Annotated in this window: 7 protein-coding genes; all 7 read right to left on the bottom strand. The window is 68.4% G+C overall.

Translation table 11 applies throughout. The features are described 5' to 3' along the window. Positions 1-2: 2 nt before the first annotated feature. The 7 genes from V3C40_RS05730 to V3C40_RS05760 all read right to left on the bottom strand — a co-directional run bounded on the left by V3C40_RS05730 (position 3) and on the right by V3C40_RS05760 (position 19,951). The gene (locus V3C40_RS05730) at positions 3-1,031 is read right to left on the bottom strand and encodes an ABC transporter substrate-binding protein (RefSeq protein WP_331776824.1); all 1,029 of its coding nucleotides are present in this window, start codon (positions 1,029-1,031) and stop codon (positions 3-5) included. After that, a complete protein-coding gene (locus tag V3C40_RS05735; protein WP_331776825.1) occupies positions 1,028-2,665 on the bottom strand; it encodes an ATP-binding response regulator in 1,638 nt (545 codons plus the stop codon). Before V3C40_RS05735 ends, V3C40_RS05730 begins: the two co-directional genes overlap by 4 nt. Positions 2,666-2,788: 123 nt before the next feature. Then, positions 2,789-4,987, bottom strand: a complete 2,199-nt coding sequence (gene paoC, locus V3C40_RS05740) for an aldehyde oxidoreductase molybdenum-binding subunit PaoC (RefSeq protein ID WP_331776826.1) — start codon at positions 4,985-4,987, stop codon at positions 2,789-2,791. Positions 4,988-4,991: 4 nt separating this feature from the next. Then, positions 4,992-5,951 (bottom strand): FAD binding domain-containing protein, encoded by a 960-nt coding sequence (locus V3C40_RS05745; protein ID WP_331776827.1) that lies wholly within the window; start codon positions 5,949-5,951, stop codon positions 4,992-4,994. Beyond that, the gene (gene paoA, locus V3C40_RS05750; protein WP_331776828.1) at positions 5,948-6,595 is read right to left on the bottom strand and encodes an aldehyde dehydrogenase iron-sulfur subunit PaoA; all 648 of its coding nucleotides are present in this window, start codon (positions 6,593-6,595) and stop codon (positions 5,948-5,950) included. Before paoA ends, V3C40_RS05745 begins: the two co-directional genes overlap by 4 nt. Positions 6,596-6,671: 76 nt before the next feature. Beyond that, the gene (locus tag V3C40_RS05755; protein WP_331776829.1) at positions 6,672-7,379 is read right to left on the bottom strand and encodes an RNA polymerase sigma factor; all 708 of its coding nucleotides are present in this window, start codon (positions 7,377-7,379) and stop codon (positions 6,672-6,674) included. After that, positions 7,376-19,951, bottom strand: coding sequence for a filamentous haemagglutinin family protein (locus V3C40_RS05760; protein ID WP_331776830.1), 12,576 nt, complete (start codon positions 19,949-19,951; stop codon positions 7,376-7,378). Before V3C40_RS05760 ends, V3C40_RS05755 begins: the two co-directional genes overlap by 4 nt. Positions 19,952-20,084: the final 133 nt, after the last annotated feature.

A 20,084-nucleotide genomic window follows, 5' to 3' on the forward strand; every position in this document is an offset into this window, starting at 1 on the left:
TCTCAATGAATGACCGTCACGGCCGATGGCGCCACGGCTTCCAGGCCGTCCAGGTAGACGGCGTCGAGGAAGTTCGGCATGGTGCCGCGCTCGGCCAGCCGGTTCCTGATGGCCCAGCGCGCCTCGTCTTCCAGCGCCAGCAGCAAGCCCTGGTCGAGCACGACGCCGAAGCGGTAACCGTGCCAGGCCGCCTGCAGGCGCGCCGTCTCGCTGGCCGATGCCTTGGCAAACAGGGCGCGCGCGGCGTCGGGCTGGTCCTGGCAAAAACGGGCGCCGGCAATCAGCGCGCGCAGCACCTTGCGCACCGTGGCCGGGTGGCTGCGCACATAGCCGTCCGTGCCGGCCACGTTGAACAGGCCCGCATAGACATCCTCGCCATAGAAGATGGCCGCCTTGCCCGCGATGGCATGCGCCATGCCCGTCAGAAACGGTTCCCAGCCGGCCGCCGCATCGATCTCGCCCCGCGCCAGCGCTCCGGCCAGCTGCTCGGGCGCGTAGTTGCGCAAGGTGACTTCGGCGGGCAGCAGCTTCTGGCGGTTCAAAAAGGCGTCCAGCGTAAACTGGCCGGAGGTGCCCAGCGTCACGCCGATGCGCTTGCCCTTCAGGCTGGCGGGCGTGGACACGCCGCGGTCCAGGCGCCCCACGATACCGTGGTCGCGCTCGGCCTCGAAGATGCTGGCAATGATGACGACGGACTGGTTCCGCAGGCTGGCCAGCACGACGGGAATATCGGAAACCGTGCCCAGGTCGGCCTTGCCCTGCAACACGGCTTCCATCGATGCCTTGCCCGACGAATACGGCTGCAGCCGCGCGTCGATGCCTTCGCGCGCGAAATGCCCCTGCCCGTGCGCGGCCAGGACGGGGCAGCTGCCCACGTATTCCGCATTCACGGCCAGGCGCAGCACTTCCACGGGGCCGGGCGGCGCGGCGGGACGGGCATTGAGCTGCCAGATGGCCACGGCAACCAGCGCCAGCAACAGCGCGATGGCCGCCAGCCTGGCCGCCCACCGCCCCGGTGCAAGGCCGCTCATGCGCTGCACTGCGCCGTGGCCGGCTCCAGCGCGCTGTTGATGGCCTCGGAAAACGCCGTTACGTCGATCGGCTTGGTGAGATAGCGGTAAAAGCCCGCCGCCAGCCCCTGGCGGATATCGCCGGGCCCGGCCACGGCCGTCAGGGCGATGACGGGGATATGCGCGGTGCGGGCATCGGCACGCAGCAGCTGCATGACTTGCGTGCCGCTGATGTCGGGCAGGTCGCTATCCATCAGTATCAGCTGCGGCACGTGGCGGCGCGCCATGTCCAGGCCCGTCTGGCCGTCGCCGGCCGACAGCAGGTCGAGATCGGGACGGAAATGGATCAAACCCGCCACCAGGGTCACATTCAGGGGATTGTCTTCCACATACAGCAGCGTCTTGCGGTCAGGCAGCCGTACCGCTTCGGCGGGCCGGGCGATGACGGACAGGCGCGCACTTTCCTGCGGCGACTGGCGCGCCGGGCAACTGGCGATATCGAGCCAGAAGGTGCTGCCGCGCCCGGGCGTGCTGGCCACGCCCAGCCTGGCCTGCATGGCTTCGGCCAGGCGCTTGCTGACCACCAGCCCCAGGCCCGTGCCCTCTTCGTCGCGCGCATCGCGTCCCAGGCGGTTGAAGGGCTGGAACAGCGCCTCCAGCTGCGCCGCGCTCATGCCGCCGCCCGTGTCGCGCACGGACAGGCGCAGCTGGCGCGCGTCGACGGGCTGGCAATCGACGTGGATCTCGCCCTGTTCGCGGTTGTACTTGACGGCGTTCGACAACAGGTTGATCAGCACCTGCTTGAGGCGCGTGCGGTCGGCCAGCACATGCACGCCGCCCGCTTCGACGAACGTCAGGGTGATGCCGCGCTTGTGCGCCAGCGGTTCCATCATCTGCCAGCATTCGTGGTAGATGTCGGCCAGGCTCACGGGTTCCATCGACAGCGACATATTGCCCGACTCGATCTTGGCGATGTCGAGAATGTCGTTGATCAGGGTCAGCAAATGCCGGCCGGCGCCGAAGATGTGCGAGGCAAAGGTTTTCTTTTCCTGCGCCGTCGAGGGGATGGAATCGGACAACAGCATCTGCGAAAAGCCCATGATGGCGTTGAGCGGCGTGCGCAGCTCGTGGCTCATGCTGGACAGGAAATTGGTCTTTTCCTGGTTTGCCCGCTCGGCCACTTCGCGGGCCAGCTGCAAATCCTTGTTCATGGCGTCGAGTTCGGCCGTGTGCTGGCGCAGCAGCAGTTCCAGGCGCGCATTGGCGATGCGCAGCTGGCGCGTTTCCAGCGCCCGCGCCAGTATCAGCAGGATGCCCGACACCTTGAACGGCTTGACGACGTAATCGAGCGCCCCCGCCTTCATGGCCTGCACGGCCGAGGCGATCGTGCCTTCGCCCGTCATGACGATGCAGGCCAGGTCGGGATCGATCTTGCGCGCCGCTTCCACCACGGCGATGCCGTTCATGCCCGGCATCATCAGGTCGACCAGCAGCAGATCGAACGATTCGACGGCCAGCAGGGACAGCGCCGCCTCGCCCGAAGCGAGCCCCGTCGTGTCGTAGGCCTGGCCGCGCAAGGTGTCGCACAGCGCGCGCACATGCGCCAGTTCGTCATCGACGATCAGTAACCGCGGCGGCATTGATGAGCTGTTCATGCATTCTCCTGGCGGCATGGCATTGCGGACCGGAAATTTTCCCGCACCATGCGTTCCGAGCATAGCACTTGGAAATTACCAAAAATACACGCATTGTCACGCGCGCCAGGCGCCAGGCAGATGTCAGCTCATGACGGGAAGTCCCCGCAGCAGCTTGTCGAGGGTCAGCGGATAGTCGCGCACGCGCACCCCCGTTGCGTTGTAGACGGCATTGGCGATGGCGGCCGCCACGCCGCAGATGCCCAGCTCGCCCACACCCTTGGCTTTCATGGGCGAGGACGTGGGGTCCGTTTCATCGAGGAAGATGACGTCCTGGTGCGGGATGTCGGCGTGCACGGGCACTTCGTAGCTGGCCAGGTCGTGGTTGACGAAGAAGCCGCGGCGCTGGTCGACCACCAGTTCTTCCATCAGGGCCGCGCCCACGCCCATGGTCATGGCACCGATCACCTGGCTGCGCGCCGCTTTCGGGTTCAAAATGCGCCCGGCCGCGCAGACGGCCAGCATGCGGCGCACGCGCACTTCGCCCGTGTCGCCGTCCACGCCCACTTCGACGAAATGGGCGCCGAACGTCGATTGCTGGAACTTTTTATCGAGGTCGCCGTATTCCATGTGGTCTTCCGCGACGACGTCGCCATGGTAGGCGGCGGCAGCGAGCGGCACGCTGCGCTCGCCCTGGCTGACCTGCCCATCGGAAAAGCGCGCCTCTTTCTCATCGAAGCCCAGCTTGACGGCGATGGCCTGGCGCAGGCGCACGCAGGCCGCGTACACGCCAGCCGTCGAGCTGTTGCCGCCCCACTGTCCGCCCGAACCGGCCGAGACGGGAAAATCCGAATCGCCCAGGCGCACGACCACCTTGTTCAAGGTCACGCCCAGCATTTCCGCCGCCGTCTGCGCAATGATGGTGTAACTGCCCGTACCGATGTCCGTCATGTCCGTTTCCACCGTCACGATGCCGTTGCCGTCCAGGCGCACTCGGGCGGCGGACTGCATGACGAGGTTGTTGCGGAAGGCGGCCGCCACGCCCATGCCCACGAGCCAGCGGCCGTCGCGCCGCGTGCCCGGCTGCGCCGATCTTTCCTTCCAGCCGAATTCCACGGCGCCCGTGCGCAGGCAGTCGATCAGGCGGCGCTGGGAGAATGGACGGCTCGGCTTTTCCGGATCCACTTTCGTATCGTTCAGGATACGGAAGACGATAGGGTCCATTTTCAGCTTGTCCGCCATCTCGTCCATGGCGATTTCCAGCGCCATCATGCCCGGCGCCTCGCCCGGCGCGCGCATGGCGTTGCCTTCCGGCAAGTCGAGCACGGCAAGGCGCATGGCCGTCATGCGGTTCGGTCCCGCATACAGCAGCCGCGTCTGCATCACGGCCGTTTCCGGCTGCCCCCCTTTCAAGTCGCCGGACCACGATTCATGGCCGATGGCCGTGATCTTGCCGTCGCGCGTGGCGCCGATGCGCAGGCGCTGGATGGTGGCGGGCCGGTGCGTCGTGTTGTTGATCATCAAGGGCCGCGCCAGAGCGACCTTGACGGGACGCTGGGCCGCGCGCGCCCCCAGGGCCGCCAGCAAGGCTTCCGCGCGCACGAACAGCTTGCCGCCGAAGCCGCCACCGATATACGGCGAAACGATGCGCACCTTGTCTTTCGGTATCCCCAAAGTGCGGGCCAGGTCGCCGCGGCCCCAGTCCACCATCTGGTTCGCCGTCCATACCGTCACCTTGTCGCCTTCCCAGGCGGCAATCGAGGCGTGCGGCTCCATCATCGCGTGCGACTGGTCGGGCGTCGTGTAGGTCGCATCCAGGCGCACGGGGGCATGGGCATAGGCGCCGGCGAAGTTGCCCGTCTTGCTGTCGGGCTTGCCATCCTTCGGCTTGGTGGCGCCGCCCTTGGCCTTGGCCAGGTCGAACACGCCCTGTTGCTCGATGTACTTGACGTCGAGCAGCTGCGCGGCCGAGCGGGCTTGCTCGAAGGTTTCCGCCACCACCAGCGCGATGGCCTGGTGGTAATGTTCAATGTCCGGCCCGCCCAGCAGCTTTGCCGTGTTCATCTTGCCTTTACCCAGCTTGCCAGCCGACTCGGCCGTGACCACGGCCAGCACGCCCGGCGCGCGCCGCGCGGAGCTCGTGTCGATCGAGGCAATGCGCCCCTTGGCGATGGCCGCGCCGACGACATGACCATAGGCCGCATGCGGCGCGGCGTTGTTCTGTTCATATGCATACGGCGCCGTGCCCGTGGTTTTCAGGGGGCCGTCGATGCGGTCCGTGGGGCGGCCCACGATTTTCAGCTGGTCGATGGGATTGGTGGTTGCAGGTGTCGAAAATTTCATGGCCCTAGCCTTTCTTCGCTTGTGCTTGCGCCAGCACCGAGGCAATCGTGCGCTGCGCCAGGGTCACCTTGAAGCCGTTGTCGTCAGTGGGATGGGCGCCGGCCAGCAGGCGTTCGCTCACGGCGGCGGCACCATCGGGTATCGCCTGCTCAGCGGCGGACACGCGCCACGGCTGCGGCGCGACGCCGCCCAGGGCCAGCCTGCCCGTGCCGTTGGGCAAGATGATGGCCGCCACGGACACGAGCGCGAACGCGTACGAGGCGCGGTCGCGCACCTTGCGGTAGACGTGCGTGCCGCCAACGGGCGGGGGCAAGGTGACGCTGGTGATCAGTTCGCCGGGCTGCAGCACGGTTTCCACATGCGGCGTGTTGCCCGGCAAGCGGTAAAAGTCGGCGATGGGGATGCTGCGCGTGCTGCCGTCGGCCCGCACCGTGTCGATGCCGGCATCGAGCACGCGCATGGCCACGGCCATGTCGCTCGGGTGCGTGGCGATGCAGGCATCGCTGCCGCCCAGAATCGCCAGCGGCCGGCTGAAGCCGACTATGGCCGAGCAGCCGCTGCCCGGCACGCGCTTGTTGCAGGCCTGGTTCGTGTCATAGAAATACGGACAGCGCGTGCGCTGCAAGAGGTTGCCCGCCGTCGTCGCCTTGTTGCGCAATTGCGCCGAAGCGCCGGCCAGCAAGGCGCGCGACAGCACGCCATAATCGCGCCGCACGGTGGCGTGCGCGGCCAGCGCCGTGTTGCGCACAAGGGCGCCGATGCGCAGGCCGCCATCCTTTGTTGCTTCCACCTTATCCAGCGCGAGGCCATTGACGTCGATCAAGTGTGCCGGCGTTTCGATTTCCAGCTTCATCAGGTCGAGCAGATTCGTGCCGCCCGCGATGAATCTGGCGCCCGGCGTGTTCACGGCGGCCGCCGCCGCTTCGGCCGGTGAAGTGGCCTTCTGGTAGCTGAATACCCTCATGCCGGCCTCCCCGCCACCTCGGTGATGGCCTCGATGATGTTGGAGTAGGCGCCGCAGCGGCAGATGTTGCCGCTCATGCGCTCGCGCAATTCCTCGGGCGTCGCCTGCGGGACCGCGCTCAAGTCCGCGCTGACGTGGCTGGGGATGCCCTGGCGGATCTCGCCCAGCGCGGCGACGGCCGAGCATATCTGCCCCGGGGTGCAATAGCCGCACTGGTAGCCGTCGTGCGCGATGAAGGCGGCCTGCATCGGATGCAATTTCTCCGGCGTACCCAGCCCCTCGATGGTGGTGACCTTGGCGCCGTCATGCATCACGGCAAGAGTCAAGCAGGCATTGATGCGCTGGCCGTCGAGCATGACGGTGCAGGCGCCGCACTGGCCGTGGTCGCAGCCCTTCTTGGTGCCCGTCAGCTGCAGGTGTTCGCGCAAGGCATCGAGCAAGGTGGTGCGCGTGTCGAGTTCCAGGCTGTGGCGCCGGCCGTTGACGTCGAGGCTGACTTTCATCAGGACTGGTGGCGCCTGGCCGGTCGTGCTGACGGCCTGCGCCGCTCCCGCGACGCCGGGCACGGCCGCCGCCGTGGCCGACAGCGCGCCGGCGATCAGCAAGCCGCGCCTGCCGGCATTGATGTGATGGGACTCTGTCATCTCGCGCTTCCTCCTGGCTGTGGACTGGCTGGGTGGGCGCATGCAGGCCCGAAGCACCAGTCTGACGGGCCGATTCCTACGCGTCTGTACGCAAACGAACGTTCAGCCTGAGGCCGCGCCGGGTCGTGCCGACGCCGCCCTGCGCCGCGTAGCCCGTGTGGCGGGCGCAATGGTCGAGCGCCTGGCGCAAAGCCGTATCGACGTTACGCAAGGACATGCCGTGCCGCTCGGCCACCTCCTGGCGGGTCAGCTCGTCCACGCGCAGCGCTTCGAGCACTTGCCGGTGGCGCCGCGGCAGCAAATCGACAGCCAGCGCCAGCCGGCGCACGTCCGCCTGCAGCTCGGCCAGGCGTTCCGGCCCGGCCGCCGTATCGGCAAGGAAATCGACGAGGCCGGCGCCGCCCCCATCACCGTCGTCCGCATACAGCCAGGCGCGGTTGCGGCGCAGGCTGTCCATGGCAGCATTGCACGCGACGCGAAACACATAGGCGACGGGGCTATGCGCCAGCGCAGCTCCGTCCGCGTCCCCGGCCGCCAGCCTGCCCAGGCGCAGCCAGGCGTCGTGCAGGCTGTCGCTGGCCAGTTCGGCGCAACCCAGGTGGCGCGCCAGGCGCCGGTGCAGGGCCGCGTAATTGCCCTCCAGCACCGCCTGCAGGCGGGCGCCCTGCCCTGGCGCCACGTCGTTGGCCGCCTGCTGCCGGGGGCGGATGGCCGGGCGGTACCAAGCCATGCCCGTCATGCGCAAGGGCAAGGCAGCCGTCATACTCGCCAGGCCGGCCATCATGGCGACAACCTGCTGCGCTCTTGCGCCGTCAGCTGGCGCGTGGCCGATTCCGGCAGCGGGCCCAGGCCCAGCACGCGCACGGCGCTGCGCGGATTGTAGTCGGCCGCCTCGGTGCGCGCGCCATCCTGCGGCGCCGCTTGCGCGCTGTCGGGCGGCGCGTCGTTGCCAAACCCCAGCACGCGCACCGTGAACACCGATGGCTGCGCCGAACGGGTGGCGGCGCGCTCGCGCTGCACCACGTCCTGGGCGGCGGCCGTGGCCTGCGTGGCGGCCGCGCTGGCGTTCGTCATGGCCGCCACGTTGACGGACGCCACGGCCGGCATGCCCTTGGCTTCGCCCTTGACCTGGATGTTCGCCGCGTTCATCACGGTCAGCGCGGCCAGGTTGACGTTGCCCGACACGCGTATGCCCGCCTCGCCCGCGTCGATGGTGCCCAGCGGGGCCAGCAAGTCCACGTCGCCGGCCGGCACTTCGGCGATCGGCGCCAGGGTGGCGATGCCGGCGCCCGTGCTGGGCACGTCGGACGACAGGGTCACGTTGCCCCAGCTGTCATACACGCGCTTGGGCGGCGTGTAGACGATGGTCGACTTCGAGCCGCGGCCCGCGTTGATGTCGCCCGTCGACGACCAGCCGAGGATATCGCCGCCGAACGTCGTCATGATGCGGCTCTGGCCCAGCAGGATGCTGCCGTGCGAGAACAGGCCGATATTGCCGCCGCCCTTGGTGATCACACCCGATGTCGACGGCGGCGCCTCGCCTTCGATGCCCAGCACCTGCTTGCCGCCCGGCGTCAGCATCTGGATATCGCCGCCGAAGTTCGTATGCACGTAGCCGCTGCGGGGGAAGTAATCCCAGCGCTGCTCGCCGTCGTTGCGCTTGGCGTACAGGCCGCGGTACATGATGATGTCGCCCGCATAGGAAATCGCCTTGCCATTCGCGTCCGTGGCTGGCGCCAGGCCCGCGATGGCGTTGCGGCTGCGCAGGAAGCTGCCGTAGCGCGCATTGTCCGCATCGTTGAACTCGCGCCCGCCCGCCTTCAGTTCCGCGAAATACACGTTACGGGCAAACACGCGCTGCTGCGGCTCGGGCAAGGCCAGGAAGTAGGCCAGCGCTTCGGCGGCCGTGCCCTTGAAGCCGTAGCGCTCACCGAGCCAGGTCGCCAGTTCGCCGTCGTACGCTTTCACCACCTTGCCGGCCTGGTCGGCCAGCGGCACGCCCGTCTTCGCCACGTTAGCCGGGTCAAGATAGGGCTTGACGAAGCGCAGGTAGTCGAGGCCAGCCGCGCCCACACCGGCCTGCATGGCGATGCCGGCGCCCGGGCGCTTGTCTCCCGCGACGACGGGGCCGAGGCTGACGACGCTGCCCTTGTCCTGCATCAATATATTGCGCCCGGCGCTGATGTCGAGCGTGCCGGGGCCGGCCACGTTGAAGGAACTGCCGAGGATATCGCGTCCGGCCGACACCACCGACACGTCGAACACGTTGTTATGCACGAACAGATTGCTGTAATTGCTGAACATCATGTCGCTACCGCCCCTGCCGTCGATGGCTTCCAGCAGCGCCGTGCCGCTGCCGACGATATCGCGGCCCGCCCTCATCCAGACCGGTTGCGCCCCCTCGTACCAGGTGATGCCCGCGTGCTTGGCGTCGTAGAACGCGACCATGCGGCCGCTATTGACGCCGATCAGATCGCCCTTCACGGCATAGATACGCGCCACTTGCGTGCCGCTGTTGGCCGGACCGGCGGCGGAATCGGGCCCGAAGGCGAACAGCGGAAAGTTCCACTGTGACGATGGCACGCCCGAGCCCGAAACATTGCCGCCCGCCGACGTCAGGCTGCCAGGCCTGAGATTCCACGCTTCGAAGGCAGGCTTGAACGGCGTGGCCATGCTGTCGGCGGCCGCGCCGGACTGGCTGACGGCATAGCCGCCCGCATAGATGGAATCGCCGGCCAGCCACTCCAGCTGGGCGTAGCCCGACGGCGCCAGCAGCAAAGGATCGGCATACGCGGTCGCACCACCCCAGTCCGAGATGGTCTTGCCATAATACAAGCTGCCATTCGCGGCTGCGGCCCGCACGATGGACGGGTAGACGACGGCCAGGTCAGTGGCCGTGCCGACCGGCGCCGTCAACGGCGTCATGTTGCCGCCGGCGGAGAACAGGTCGAGCGCCGTGCGCGGCGTCCACAGGCTGAACCAGCTGTAGCCGGCGCCCGGCTCGCCCGACGCGCTGATGAACGACGCGGCGTTGAACATCGGCACGCGGCCGGGGTCGGCCACGTCCTGCAGCACCTGGTCGCCCAGGGTCGCCACGCTGACGGTGGCGTCGCCGGGCACCAGGGTCATGCCGCCCTGCGGCGTAGCGCGCGTGGCGTGGAAGGCGTCGAAGGCGCGCGTTTCCAGCGGCACGTGGTCGGTCGAGCGCGTGCCGTACTGCAGCGCGACCTTGCCCAGCTGGGCAGCGGCCACGTCCACGTGGCCGCGCAAGTCGACCAGCGCGCCATTCAAGTGGCCGCCACCGGACTGGCTGGCGGGATTGAGGGCGCCGCCCACGCGCAGGTCCAGGTCGCCGCCGCCCGTCAGTTGCAGGCTGCCATCGGCCAGCACGCGGCCCGTGCTGCCCACGGCCAGCAGCAAGCCCTGCGAGCGCGGATTGATGTTGATGTCATACACGGTGGCAACCTTGGGCGCCAGCACGCCCGCATCGCCCGCCACGTCGGCGCGCACGTTGCCGCCGCCCAGGGTGCCGAAGCCCGTAAAGCCCAGCACGGTATCGGCCAGGGTATCGCGGCCCACGTAACTGCCGAAATTGATCCACCACGCCGTCGGCTGGGCCGGACCGCCCGTAGCCACGCCACCGCTGCCCTGGCGCCACAGCCAGTTGCCCACCGCTACCGAATCGCCCATGCCATCCGTGTTGACGGGGCGCCCGTTGGTGGCGGCGGACGCGCCGACCAGCGAGCCGCTCAGGTCGCCCGCCACCCGCAGCAGCAGATTGCCGCCCTGGTCCGGATACCATGCCCGGTAAATGCTGTCGGCGCCGCCATCGACCAGGCGTTCATGCGCACCATCGGGGTTGGCCAGCACCTTGCCGTCCAGATTGCGCGCGCGCGCCAGGTTGTACGGGTCGCCTGCCGTGGTCGCCATGGACGACATGCCGGCCGTGTACACGCCGTACAGGCTGTCCACGCGCAAGTCGCCGCCGCTGACGAGGTCCAGGTCGCCCGTGCCCGTGCGCAGCACGCTGTGGCGCAGGCTGGACGCCTTGTTGTCGAAGGTAGGGTTGGAGGTGCCGCACCAGGTGGGGTTTTCCTCGCACATGGTGGGCCAGCCCAGGCCGGCCAGGTCGACCACGTCGCCCGCCTTCACGCTGGGGTCGGCGAATTCTTCGGCGCCGGCCTTGGTCCACACATAGGCCAGCTTCAGCACGCACATGCTGGCGTCGCCAGCGCAAAACTCCGCCACGGTCTGGCCGAACTGGCTGATGAATTCCTCGGTGATCGGTTCGCCCGCCACGATGCCGACGATGCCCTCGCGCTCGCCCAGCTCCTGCGCCGCCTGCGTCCAGTGCTGCACGCCCTTCGGCGGGATCATGACGCCATACATGCCGTAATGGCTGTCGGCCAGGCGCAGGGTGCCGTGCGACGGATGCGCCTGCACGCTGCGCGTGTCGGCCGCGTCCAGGTCGGCGCCGGCCGCCAGGCGCATGCCCCACGATTGCGAACCTTCGGCCAGCATCGGTGCGATGGCCCACAGCGCGCCCTGGCGCCCCGCCACTTCCGGACGCAGTTCGATGGCATCCACGCCGGGCAGCAGCTTGACGTCGGTGCCGTTCGGGATCAGCGCGCCGACGGGCAGCGCCACCTTGCCACTGAGCGTGACCACGTTGAGCTCGCCCAGCAAGCCGGGCAAGGCAACGCCTTTCGGCCAGGTCATGGCGCGCACCTTGACCATTTGCGCGACCACGCTGCCCGCGTCGAGCCGCATGCCGGTAGTAAAGGTCTGTTCCGTGGCCAGCAAGGTACCCGCCGCGTGGACGATATTGCCGGCGCTGTCGCGCACGGCAGCGGCCAGTACCGTACCGGCCGGCACGGTGAGCTTCTGGTTCAGGACCACATCCACGGGCAGGCGCGTGTTGGCGCGGAAACTCAGGGCCTTGACGGGCACGTCGTAATTGAGCGTGACGCCGCCCGGGAAGATGGTGCCGTCAGCCAGGGTCACGCCCTTGCCCGGCACGATGACGTCGCTGCCGTTGATGTCTCGCCCCGGTAGCAACAACCAGCCCTTGTCGTCCTGCGTGGACGGCGGCGGCGCGAAGCCGTCATTGATGCTGCCATAGATATTCAAATCGCCGCCAGCGCGCAGCAGCAGGCTACCCACCTCGCCCGAGCCGCGCGCATGCGTCACTTGAAAACGCGGATTGAGGCTGGCGTAGCGCATGCCGGACAAATCCAGGTCGCCCTGCACCACGAGGTCGCCGTCTGGCGTCTTGCTGACGATATCGACGCCGGGACGCAGGTGCAGCGCATCGGCATACGCGGCCGTGTTCAAGCCCGCCAATTTGCCGTTGCGCAAGTTCGTATTGGCCAGCGCCGCATCGATAAAAGCCGTGCTGTCCGCATGCTTGCTGTCGAGGTATGCCTGGTTGACCACCTGATATGGGCGGCCGCTGGCCGACAGGTCCCTGGCATAAGCCGCATCGTCATAGCGCTGCATGGCATTGATGGCGATCGATTTCGCGCCGCGGATGGTGAGACCGCCGCCAGCCGTAATGGCGATATCGCCAAAGGTGGCCGCGTCTGCGTCCGTGCGGGAACCGCCGCTGCCCAGGCGCGGCGCGCTCAGTTCCACCGTGCCGCGCGCGGCGCCGTCGTATGCGCCCTTGCCCTTCCCAAGCACGGCCGCCGTGCCGTGGCGCACGTCGATCTGCGCGCCGCCGGCCAGGTCCAGCAAGCCTTCGCCCCCGTTCAGTTCCACCATGGCCCGGTTCGGGCTGTCGATGATCTTGCCATAGCTGTCGACGCGCAGAACGGTGCCATGCGCGTCAAGCACGGCGTTGTTGGCCAGGGTGACGCCCTGCTTGCCGGCCAGGCGGATGCTGCCCACGCGCTCGCCGCTGGCGTCGATCACGCCGGCGACGGTGAGGCGGCCATTGTCGACGGCCACCTGCACGTCGCCCGCCTTGAGCTCATTGCCGATGGTCAAGTCGCCCTGTTTCAGCTGGAAGCTGCGCGCGCCCGTCACGCCGCCCTCGTTCAGGCGCGTGTTGAGCGCGGCGAACTGGCCGTCCAGGGTGCCGCCTACGCCCAGGGTGTGCGCGCGCACGTCCACGCTGCCCTTCTTGTATGGCACCACAGTGCCGCCCGCGTCGTAGCTGCCGCTGGCGCCGCCCAATATCTTGCCTTGCAGCTCCACCATGCCGGCCGCGCCATCGAGGGCCACGGCTTTCAGGCTGCCGGCGCGGTTGTTCCCGGCCGACAGGTCGATCACGCTGCCGGCAGCTGCGCGGATATCGCCGGCGCGGCTGTCCAGGGTCACGTCACCGCCCCAGCTGTATTTGTCCACGTCGAAGAAAGTGCTCTTGCGGCCCGCCATGTCGATGCGCGCGCCGTCGGCCACGCTGATGTCGTGCTGCGCGTTGACCGTGAGCTTGCCGCTCGGCAACACCACGGCTGTCGCCACCGTCACGCTGTCGCCGTTCAAGGCCAGCTGGGCGCCCAGCGCGGCGTTAGTTTTGGCGAAAGGGGCTGGCGCGCCGGCTGGCGCCGTCACGGCCAGCGCGCCGCCCGCCGTGTAGCTATGCGATGAACCGGCCTCGCCCGTCAGCAGCGGCGTGCTGATGTTCAGGTTGCCGCCGCTGTACTGGAAACCCTTGCCCGCCTCATACGCGCCCTGCGCCTGGTGGACGGACAGGCTGCCCTTGTGGTTGGCCGTGACCTGGCCCGACGCTTTCAGGTTAACGGTGCCAAAACCCAGCGCCAGGCGGTCGAAGGTGGCGACGCCGGCCGGCTGCGTGAACGGGCCGAAACCGAAATCGATGCGTTCCGCTTCCAGATTCAGGATGCCGCTGCCCGTGCCGGCGCCATGCGCGATCACATTGCCGGGCGCCGACAGGGCGCCGCCCCAGATCAGGTTAGCCGTGCGGATGGTTGCCACGGTATCGGCACCGCCCTGGCCATACATGGCCGGCGTGGTCAGCACCAGGCGCTCCAGGTTCGATTTTCCGCTCGTCTTGTCGTAGGTGTCGAGCACCACGTCGCCATAGAAATTGACGCTGTCGGCCGCGTTCAGCATCAGCGCCTGCAGCGCTGGCGCGCCCGTGCTGGTGTCGCCGCGCAGCAATCGGTCCAGCAGGCCCTGGTTCAGGGTCAGTCCGGTGGGACGCGTGCCGCCGGACTTGGCCGCCGCCAGCGCCTCGTTCGAACCGATATTGATGGCTCCCACGGCCAGGCTCAGGTTGCGCGTGCCGTAACGGGCCGTGTCGTCGAGCTGGAAGCTGCCGCTGGTCGCCAGCAGCAAGGTGCCTTCCGAATACAGGCTGGCCGTGCCGGCGCAAGCGGCGGCGCACATGCCGATGCGGATGCCGCCGCGCGTCGTGCCGCTGACGGGCGCCACATTGAGCAAGCCGTTCGACGCGGCCAGCACGTGCACGTCCGGACGGCTCTTGTAGATAAAGCCATCATTGGCGTCGTACGCGGCCTTGCCGCGGCCCAGGGTGTTGATGCCGGCGCCGGGCGCGATATCGATCACGCCATTGCCCAATTGCGCGTTGCTCGGGTCCTGGGCGACGAGGAACACTTCGGGCGCCGACAGGACGGCGCCGGCGCGCAGGTAGATGGCGCGCGCCGACTGGACGCCGAAGTTCACGTAATTGCCGCCCTGGCCATATTCCACCGTGGGCGCATTGCCCACCACGATGCGGGCCGCGCCGATATTGTTCAGGCTTGAAGCGCGTATGCTGACCTGTTTTGCGCCGCCGCTGGCTGGCGCGCCGTCGGCGAGAATTTCAATTTCGCCAGTCGAGCTATCGTTCGACATCAGCACCACGGTGCCGCCATAGCCGCCCTCGGCCGCCGCGAACTTGCCGGCGCCCTGGAACTGGAACGTCTCGAGGCCGCCGCCGGGCGCCATGGTCAGCTTGAGCGTTTTCGCATCGGACGGCAGCATCGCGCGGGGAATGCCGCGCGTTTGCGCATCGGCCAGGGCAAACGCGGCATAGCCCATTTCGTTGTACTGGGAATACGTGCGCAAGACCTTGGCCGGCGTAAGTATCAGCTGACTGGCCAGCGGTGCGCGGATGTCCGTGCCGGCGATCGACAGGGTGCCGGGCGCGGCCCAGGAACCGTTGCGCAGCGGCTGCGCCAGCGAGCCGGCGCCGCCCTGGCCCGCCAGACCGTTCAGCTCCACGCGGAAGGCGCCCGGCAGCAAGGCGTACGTCGACGGCATCAGTGTATAGGTGCCGGCCGCCAGGCCCGGCACGCCGCTGCCTATCGTCACTTGCCGGCCAATGACCGCATCGGCGGCGCCCGAAGGCGCTTGCGGCGCCTGCACACCGGGCACGATGGCGTACACGGGATTCGTCGCCAGGCCCGGCAAGACAAAACCGCCGTTCGCCCCCACCTGCACCAGCGGGTGAGTGCGCGCATCGGTGGAACCGCCGCGGCCCGCGATGAAGCCGGCGCCCGTCAGTTCGCCGCCGCCGGACAGGTCGAGCAGCGCGCCCGGCTGCACGTGCACGGCCACGCCGGCCATTTCCATGCCGACGCGCAGGCCGCCCTGGGCATTGAAGCCGCCCACGCCCATGAAGGCGGCCAGCTTGCCGTCAACGTTCCAGCTCTGGCCATCGACCGTGCCGCCATACGGCATGACCAGGCCGGCGCCGCTGACGGAGCTGATGCTGTTGGCCAGCAGATTGACGCTCAGGCTCTTGTCATTGTCATAGCGGGCCGCGCCGATCGCTAAGCGGCCCAGCGGTGCGCGCACCACGCCGCCCTGCTCGATATGCGCAGCCTCCAGTTCCAGCGAGCCGAAGGCGGAATACGGCATGGCCGGCACGCCATCGGTCGTGCGAGCGATGCGCAGGCTGCGCGCCGGGTCGTAGCCGAACTTTCCATCGGTGCGGCCATAACCGACGCGTACGGCGGCGCCGGCGCCCGTGTCCGGGTACAGCTGGGCCGCGCTGAGGGTCATGTCGCCCGGCGAGGACAGCACCGTCGTCGCCTCCGCGCCGCCCCAGCCCAGCGGGGACAGCAGGAAGCGCAAGTCGCCGCGGCTGGTCAGGCGCACGTCGTCGGCAACGATATTGACCAGGCCGCGCACGTCGATCAGGTCGCCCGTCATGCTGACCTGGCCGGCGACCGGCGACTCGCCCGCCGTGCCTGGCGTGACATAGAAATCGCGTCCGACCGGCTTGACGCTGGCCAGGCGCACGTACGGCGCCGCGATGCCGACCTTCGCGCCGGGCTTGCTGCCTGGTGTCAGCACGGGCGCGCCGTACAGCTGGAAGCTTTGCTGCAGATGCAGCGACACGTCGCCATCGAAGGAGGCGGCCCCCAGCAGGGCCAGGCTGCCGAAGCCGCCCGCTTCCACCTGCTCCACGGAAAAACGGCCGTGGCCGTACTGCAGCGTTGCCGCCGCGTCCCGTGCGCGCACGTTTTCGGCCAGGTCGCTGGCGCCCTGGCGCTGCGTCACGGCCAGTTGCCGCCCCTGCAGCACCTTGTCCGTGGCCAGCACTTTCAGGTATTCGGGCGAACCCGTGGCCACGGACAGGCTGCCGCCTGCCGCGCCCGCGCCACCGGCCCTGGCCAGCAGCTGGCCATCGAGATACAAGCCGTTGTTCGACGCCAGCGCGATGCTGCCGCCCGCGCTGGCGACGTCGACGGCCGCGCCGTTCACGTCGAGCACGGCATGCGCGCCCGAAGCGTCGAGCACGGCGCCATCGCGCACGACAACAAACAGGCTGGCCGCCGACGTGCTGCCCTGCGCATTGTCGATCTCGCCGCCGACGACGATGCTGCCGCCATCGACCACCTTGCCGTAGCGCCGGCTCTGCGCATCCACAGCCGTGACGGCGCGCGAGGCGACGTCGAGCACGGCATTCTCGCCTATCCACAGGGAACGGCCATGGCCGGCCGCTTCCACGGCTTCGGACACACTCACGCCGACGCCCACGCCGCCGAGGCTGATCTTGCCGCCCCAGGCGTTCAAGCGGCCGTCCACCGTCAGCTGGCCCACGCTGGACAGCTTGATCGACTGGCCCGCATCAACGCTCACCACGGCACCCTTGCCCACAAGCAGTTCGGCGCTGGCCATGCCGGCCGCATCGGACTCGATATCGCCCACCTGCAAGGCCAGGCTGGCGCCCTTGCGCTGCGTCAAGGTGCCCTTGAGCGCGTTTTCCGTGACCTGCTCCGGCGTCCATACGGCCAGTTTCTCGTTGTCCACCACGCGCAGCACGGGCATGCGCACGTCGACCTGCGTGCCCTCCGCCACCGCCACGCCCTGCTTGCCGACCAGGCTGTAGCTGGAAAACCCCTTGTCGAAGAAGTCGCCGCCCAGTTGCAGGGCGCCTTTCTGTTCCGTCTCGGCCTGGCCAATCGCGATCTTGTTCGCCTGCAATTCCAGCTTGCCGCCGCCCGCCACGCCATGGCCGCGCACTTGCGCGCCCTCGCCCAGCACCAGGTCGGCCTTCGGCCCATAGCTGGCCAGGCTCACGTTGCCGCCCTTGCCGCCCTGCTGTTTCGCCTGCGACAGAATGGCCGCGCCCGAGCTCACGTCGATCAGGCTGCCATTGCCGATGCGCACGTCGCCGCTCGCCCGCAACGAGACATTGCCGCCATTCATGTAGGGCAAGCCCGCGGCGGCCAGCGGGTCGCGCAGTACATTGCTGAGCAAGCCGCTCGTGTCCAGGCTCACGCCATCGGCCAGCACCAGCTTGCCCGCAGACCCGCCCGGAATGACGACGGTGTCGACCATGCCCAGCGCGCCGATCTGGTTCAGCACATTGCCGGCCATGATGCTGCCGCCATGGCTGCGCAGGCTGGCGTTGATGGCCACGTCATTGCCGAACAAGGTGATATTGCCGCCATCGGCCACCTGCAGCGCGCTGTCGACGGTGACCGCGCCCTTGGCCGCGATGCGGATGGCGCCCAGCTGCTGGCTGTTCAGCAAGCCGGTGTCGAGCAGCAGCTTGCCCTGGCGTTCAGCGTCCAGCATGCCTGTCACGTCGAGGCCGGCGGCGATGCCGTCCTGCACACGCGTCAGGCGCACCTCGTCCATGACGGCCGACAGCGCATGCTGCAGCACGCCCGTGCGCTTGTCGAACATGGCTTGATACTGGCCGACGATCAATTGCCCCCGCTGCGCGGCCGCGAACTGCGACTGCTGGTAGCCGTCGAGCAGCGCTTGCGGCGCCTGCACTTGGCGCTCGCCCTGGAAGACGTCGCCCGCGATGCCCCCTTCCAGCACGGCCGACCCCGTGGCGACCACCAGCTTGCCCGCGTCGCGCCCCGCCGTGTAGCCGTTTTCCAGCCGCAGTTGCGCGGCGATCAGGGGATTGGCGTAGAAGGCGCTGGCATCCTTGCCCCAACGCGCGTGTTCTTCCTCGTAACCCTTGTAGACGCCCAGATACTGCAAGTCGCCGGGCGCGCTGCCCGCCTCGTGCAGCTTGCCGTCCGCGCCTTTGAGCCAGGTCTGGCGCACGGCGCCCGTCTGCACGTCCAAAGTGCCGCCGGATAGATTGATGCTGGAGCCAAGCTGCGTGATGACATCCTTGCCGCCGAAACTCACCGTGCCGCCCTGCGCCATCCATTCGCTGACGGAATGGCCTTGCGTGCCCAAATAACCGGCCACTTCCAGCAAGCCGCCGGCCGTGTACCAGCGGTCGCTGTCGTAGCCGTTCGTGCCTTTCGGTACGAACACGAGCTTGCGGCGGTCCACCCAGATGCTGCTGTTGATCAGGGCCTTGCCGTCGCGGTTGACGGGCGCGTCGCGCTGCTCGTTGCCCTGCACGTTGATCTCGACATTGTTCGCCGCCATCGCCACTTTCACGCCCACGGCGCCGGAAACGTCGAGCTGGGCCCCATCGCGCACGAGGCTGCGGCTGCCGGCGTTGACGGCGAGCTGCCCGCCCGTGGCCAGGGTCAGCGAGTCGCCGAGGAATTCCACCGTGCCGGCGCTGCCGATCTCGATGCGCGACTGGTCGCGGCGGTCGTTGACGGCGAGGATATTTTCCGTGGACGTCACGGCCGGCCCGCGCATGGCGTCGCGCTGGCTGTCGAGCGCCATCGTCTTGCCGTCGTCCTCGACGACGATGGCCGTGGTGGCGCCGCGTCCCAGGGTCACGGCAGCATCGCCGCCCAGGGCGTTGAGGTGGATGGTGCCTCGCGTGGCCGCCGTGGTGGACGCGAGCAGCACGCCATCCTGCCGCACGTCGCGCCCGGCCAGGGTGATGTCGCCTTCGCGCGCCTGGATCAGACCCGTGTTGACGACCTTACCCGCAGTGCTGGCGGCCGCGAATTGCGGCGTGACTTCGCTGCCGCGCGTGGTCGACAGCGGGTTGCCATCCGTGCCCACGCCCTTCTTGATGGTAAAACTGTCGCCGGCGGCCAGCAGGGCCTGGCCTTTCGGCGTATTGATCTCGCCCGCATTGTGGACCTCTTTGCCCAGCAGCATCACGTAACCGCCGCCTTCCGTGCTGCCCTTGGGCGCATTGCTGGCCAGGCGCGCGCCCGCCTGCACCTGCACCTTGCCGTCCGCATCGGTAAACGTCGCGGCGCCGGCCGTGCCGGGACTGTAGATGCCATTCTTCTGGAATTGCGTATCGCTGATGCGGGCCGCGGCCGCCACCAGGCTGCGCGTGTCGACCTGGCTCGTGCCGGTAAACACGATGCCGTTGCGGTTAGCAATCAGCACCGTGCCGTCGGCCTTGATCTGGCCCTGGATCTGGCTGGGCCGCGCTTGCGGATCGTTGACCCGGTTCAGCACGGCCCAGTCCTTCTGCTGCTGGAAGGTCAGAGTCGTGTCCTTGCCCACATTAAACGTTTCCCAGTTCAGGATGGCCTTGTCCGCCGTCTGCTGCACCACCACGGCCGTCTTGCCCGCCGCCACCGTCTGCACGGGCGCCTGGGCGTTGAGCCAGCCGGCCGTCAGGCTGTTGGTGTCGACCTGCAAGCCGCCCTGCGCCAGGCCGTTCGGCATGCTGAGACCGCCACCAGCTGCCTGGCGCGCCTGCGCCTGGGCCGCTTGCTGCGCGGCGATGGCGCGCGCGGCCAGGTTCAGGTTGTTGAGCGAACGCTGCAACTGCTGGTTCGCCTGCTGTTGCTGGCCCTCTGGGCGGCTGCCCAGCGGCAGCGGCTGGCCATTCGGCAGGCGGCCGGAGCTGGCCGCCGTATTTTGCGCCGCACCCTTGGCCGCGAACCAGCCGCCGCTGAACGCCTGCTGCGCGCGGGCCGGCGTGCTGAAGGCGCCCGCCATCAGCATGGTGGTCAATGCGTAAGCGAGCGGCGTGAGCCGCAAGCGGCTGCCCAGCGTGGACGTGAGGACTGGGCGCTGGGCAGTGTGAAGCTTGGTCATGGCAATGGTTTCCTGGCTAGAGAGAAGGGAACGGAGCCTGGCGTTAGCGCAAGCGTCCATGCCTCCATGACGTAGCTGGGCGGCGGAAGGGATAATACTTTTGTAAAATATTTTTTGCGGCGCACCCTGGCAC

This window comes from Janthinobacterium sp. LS2A, assembly GCF_036543145.1.
Classification (GTDB): Bacteria; Pseudomonadota; Gammaproteobacteria; order Burkholderiales; family Burkholderiaceae_D; genus Janthinobacterium; species Janthinobacterium aestuarii.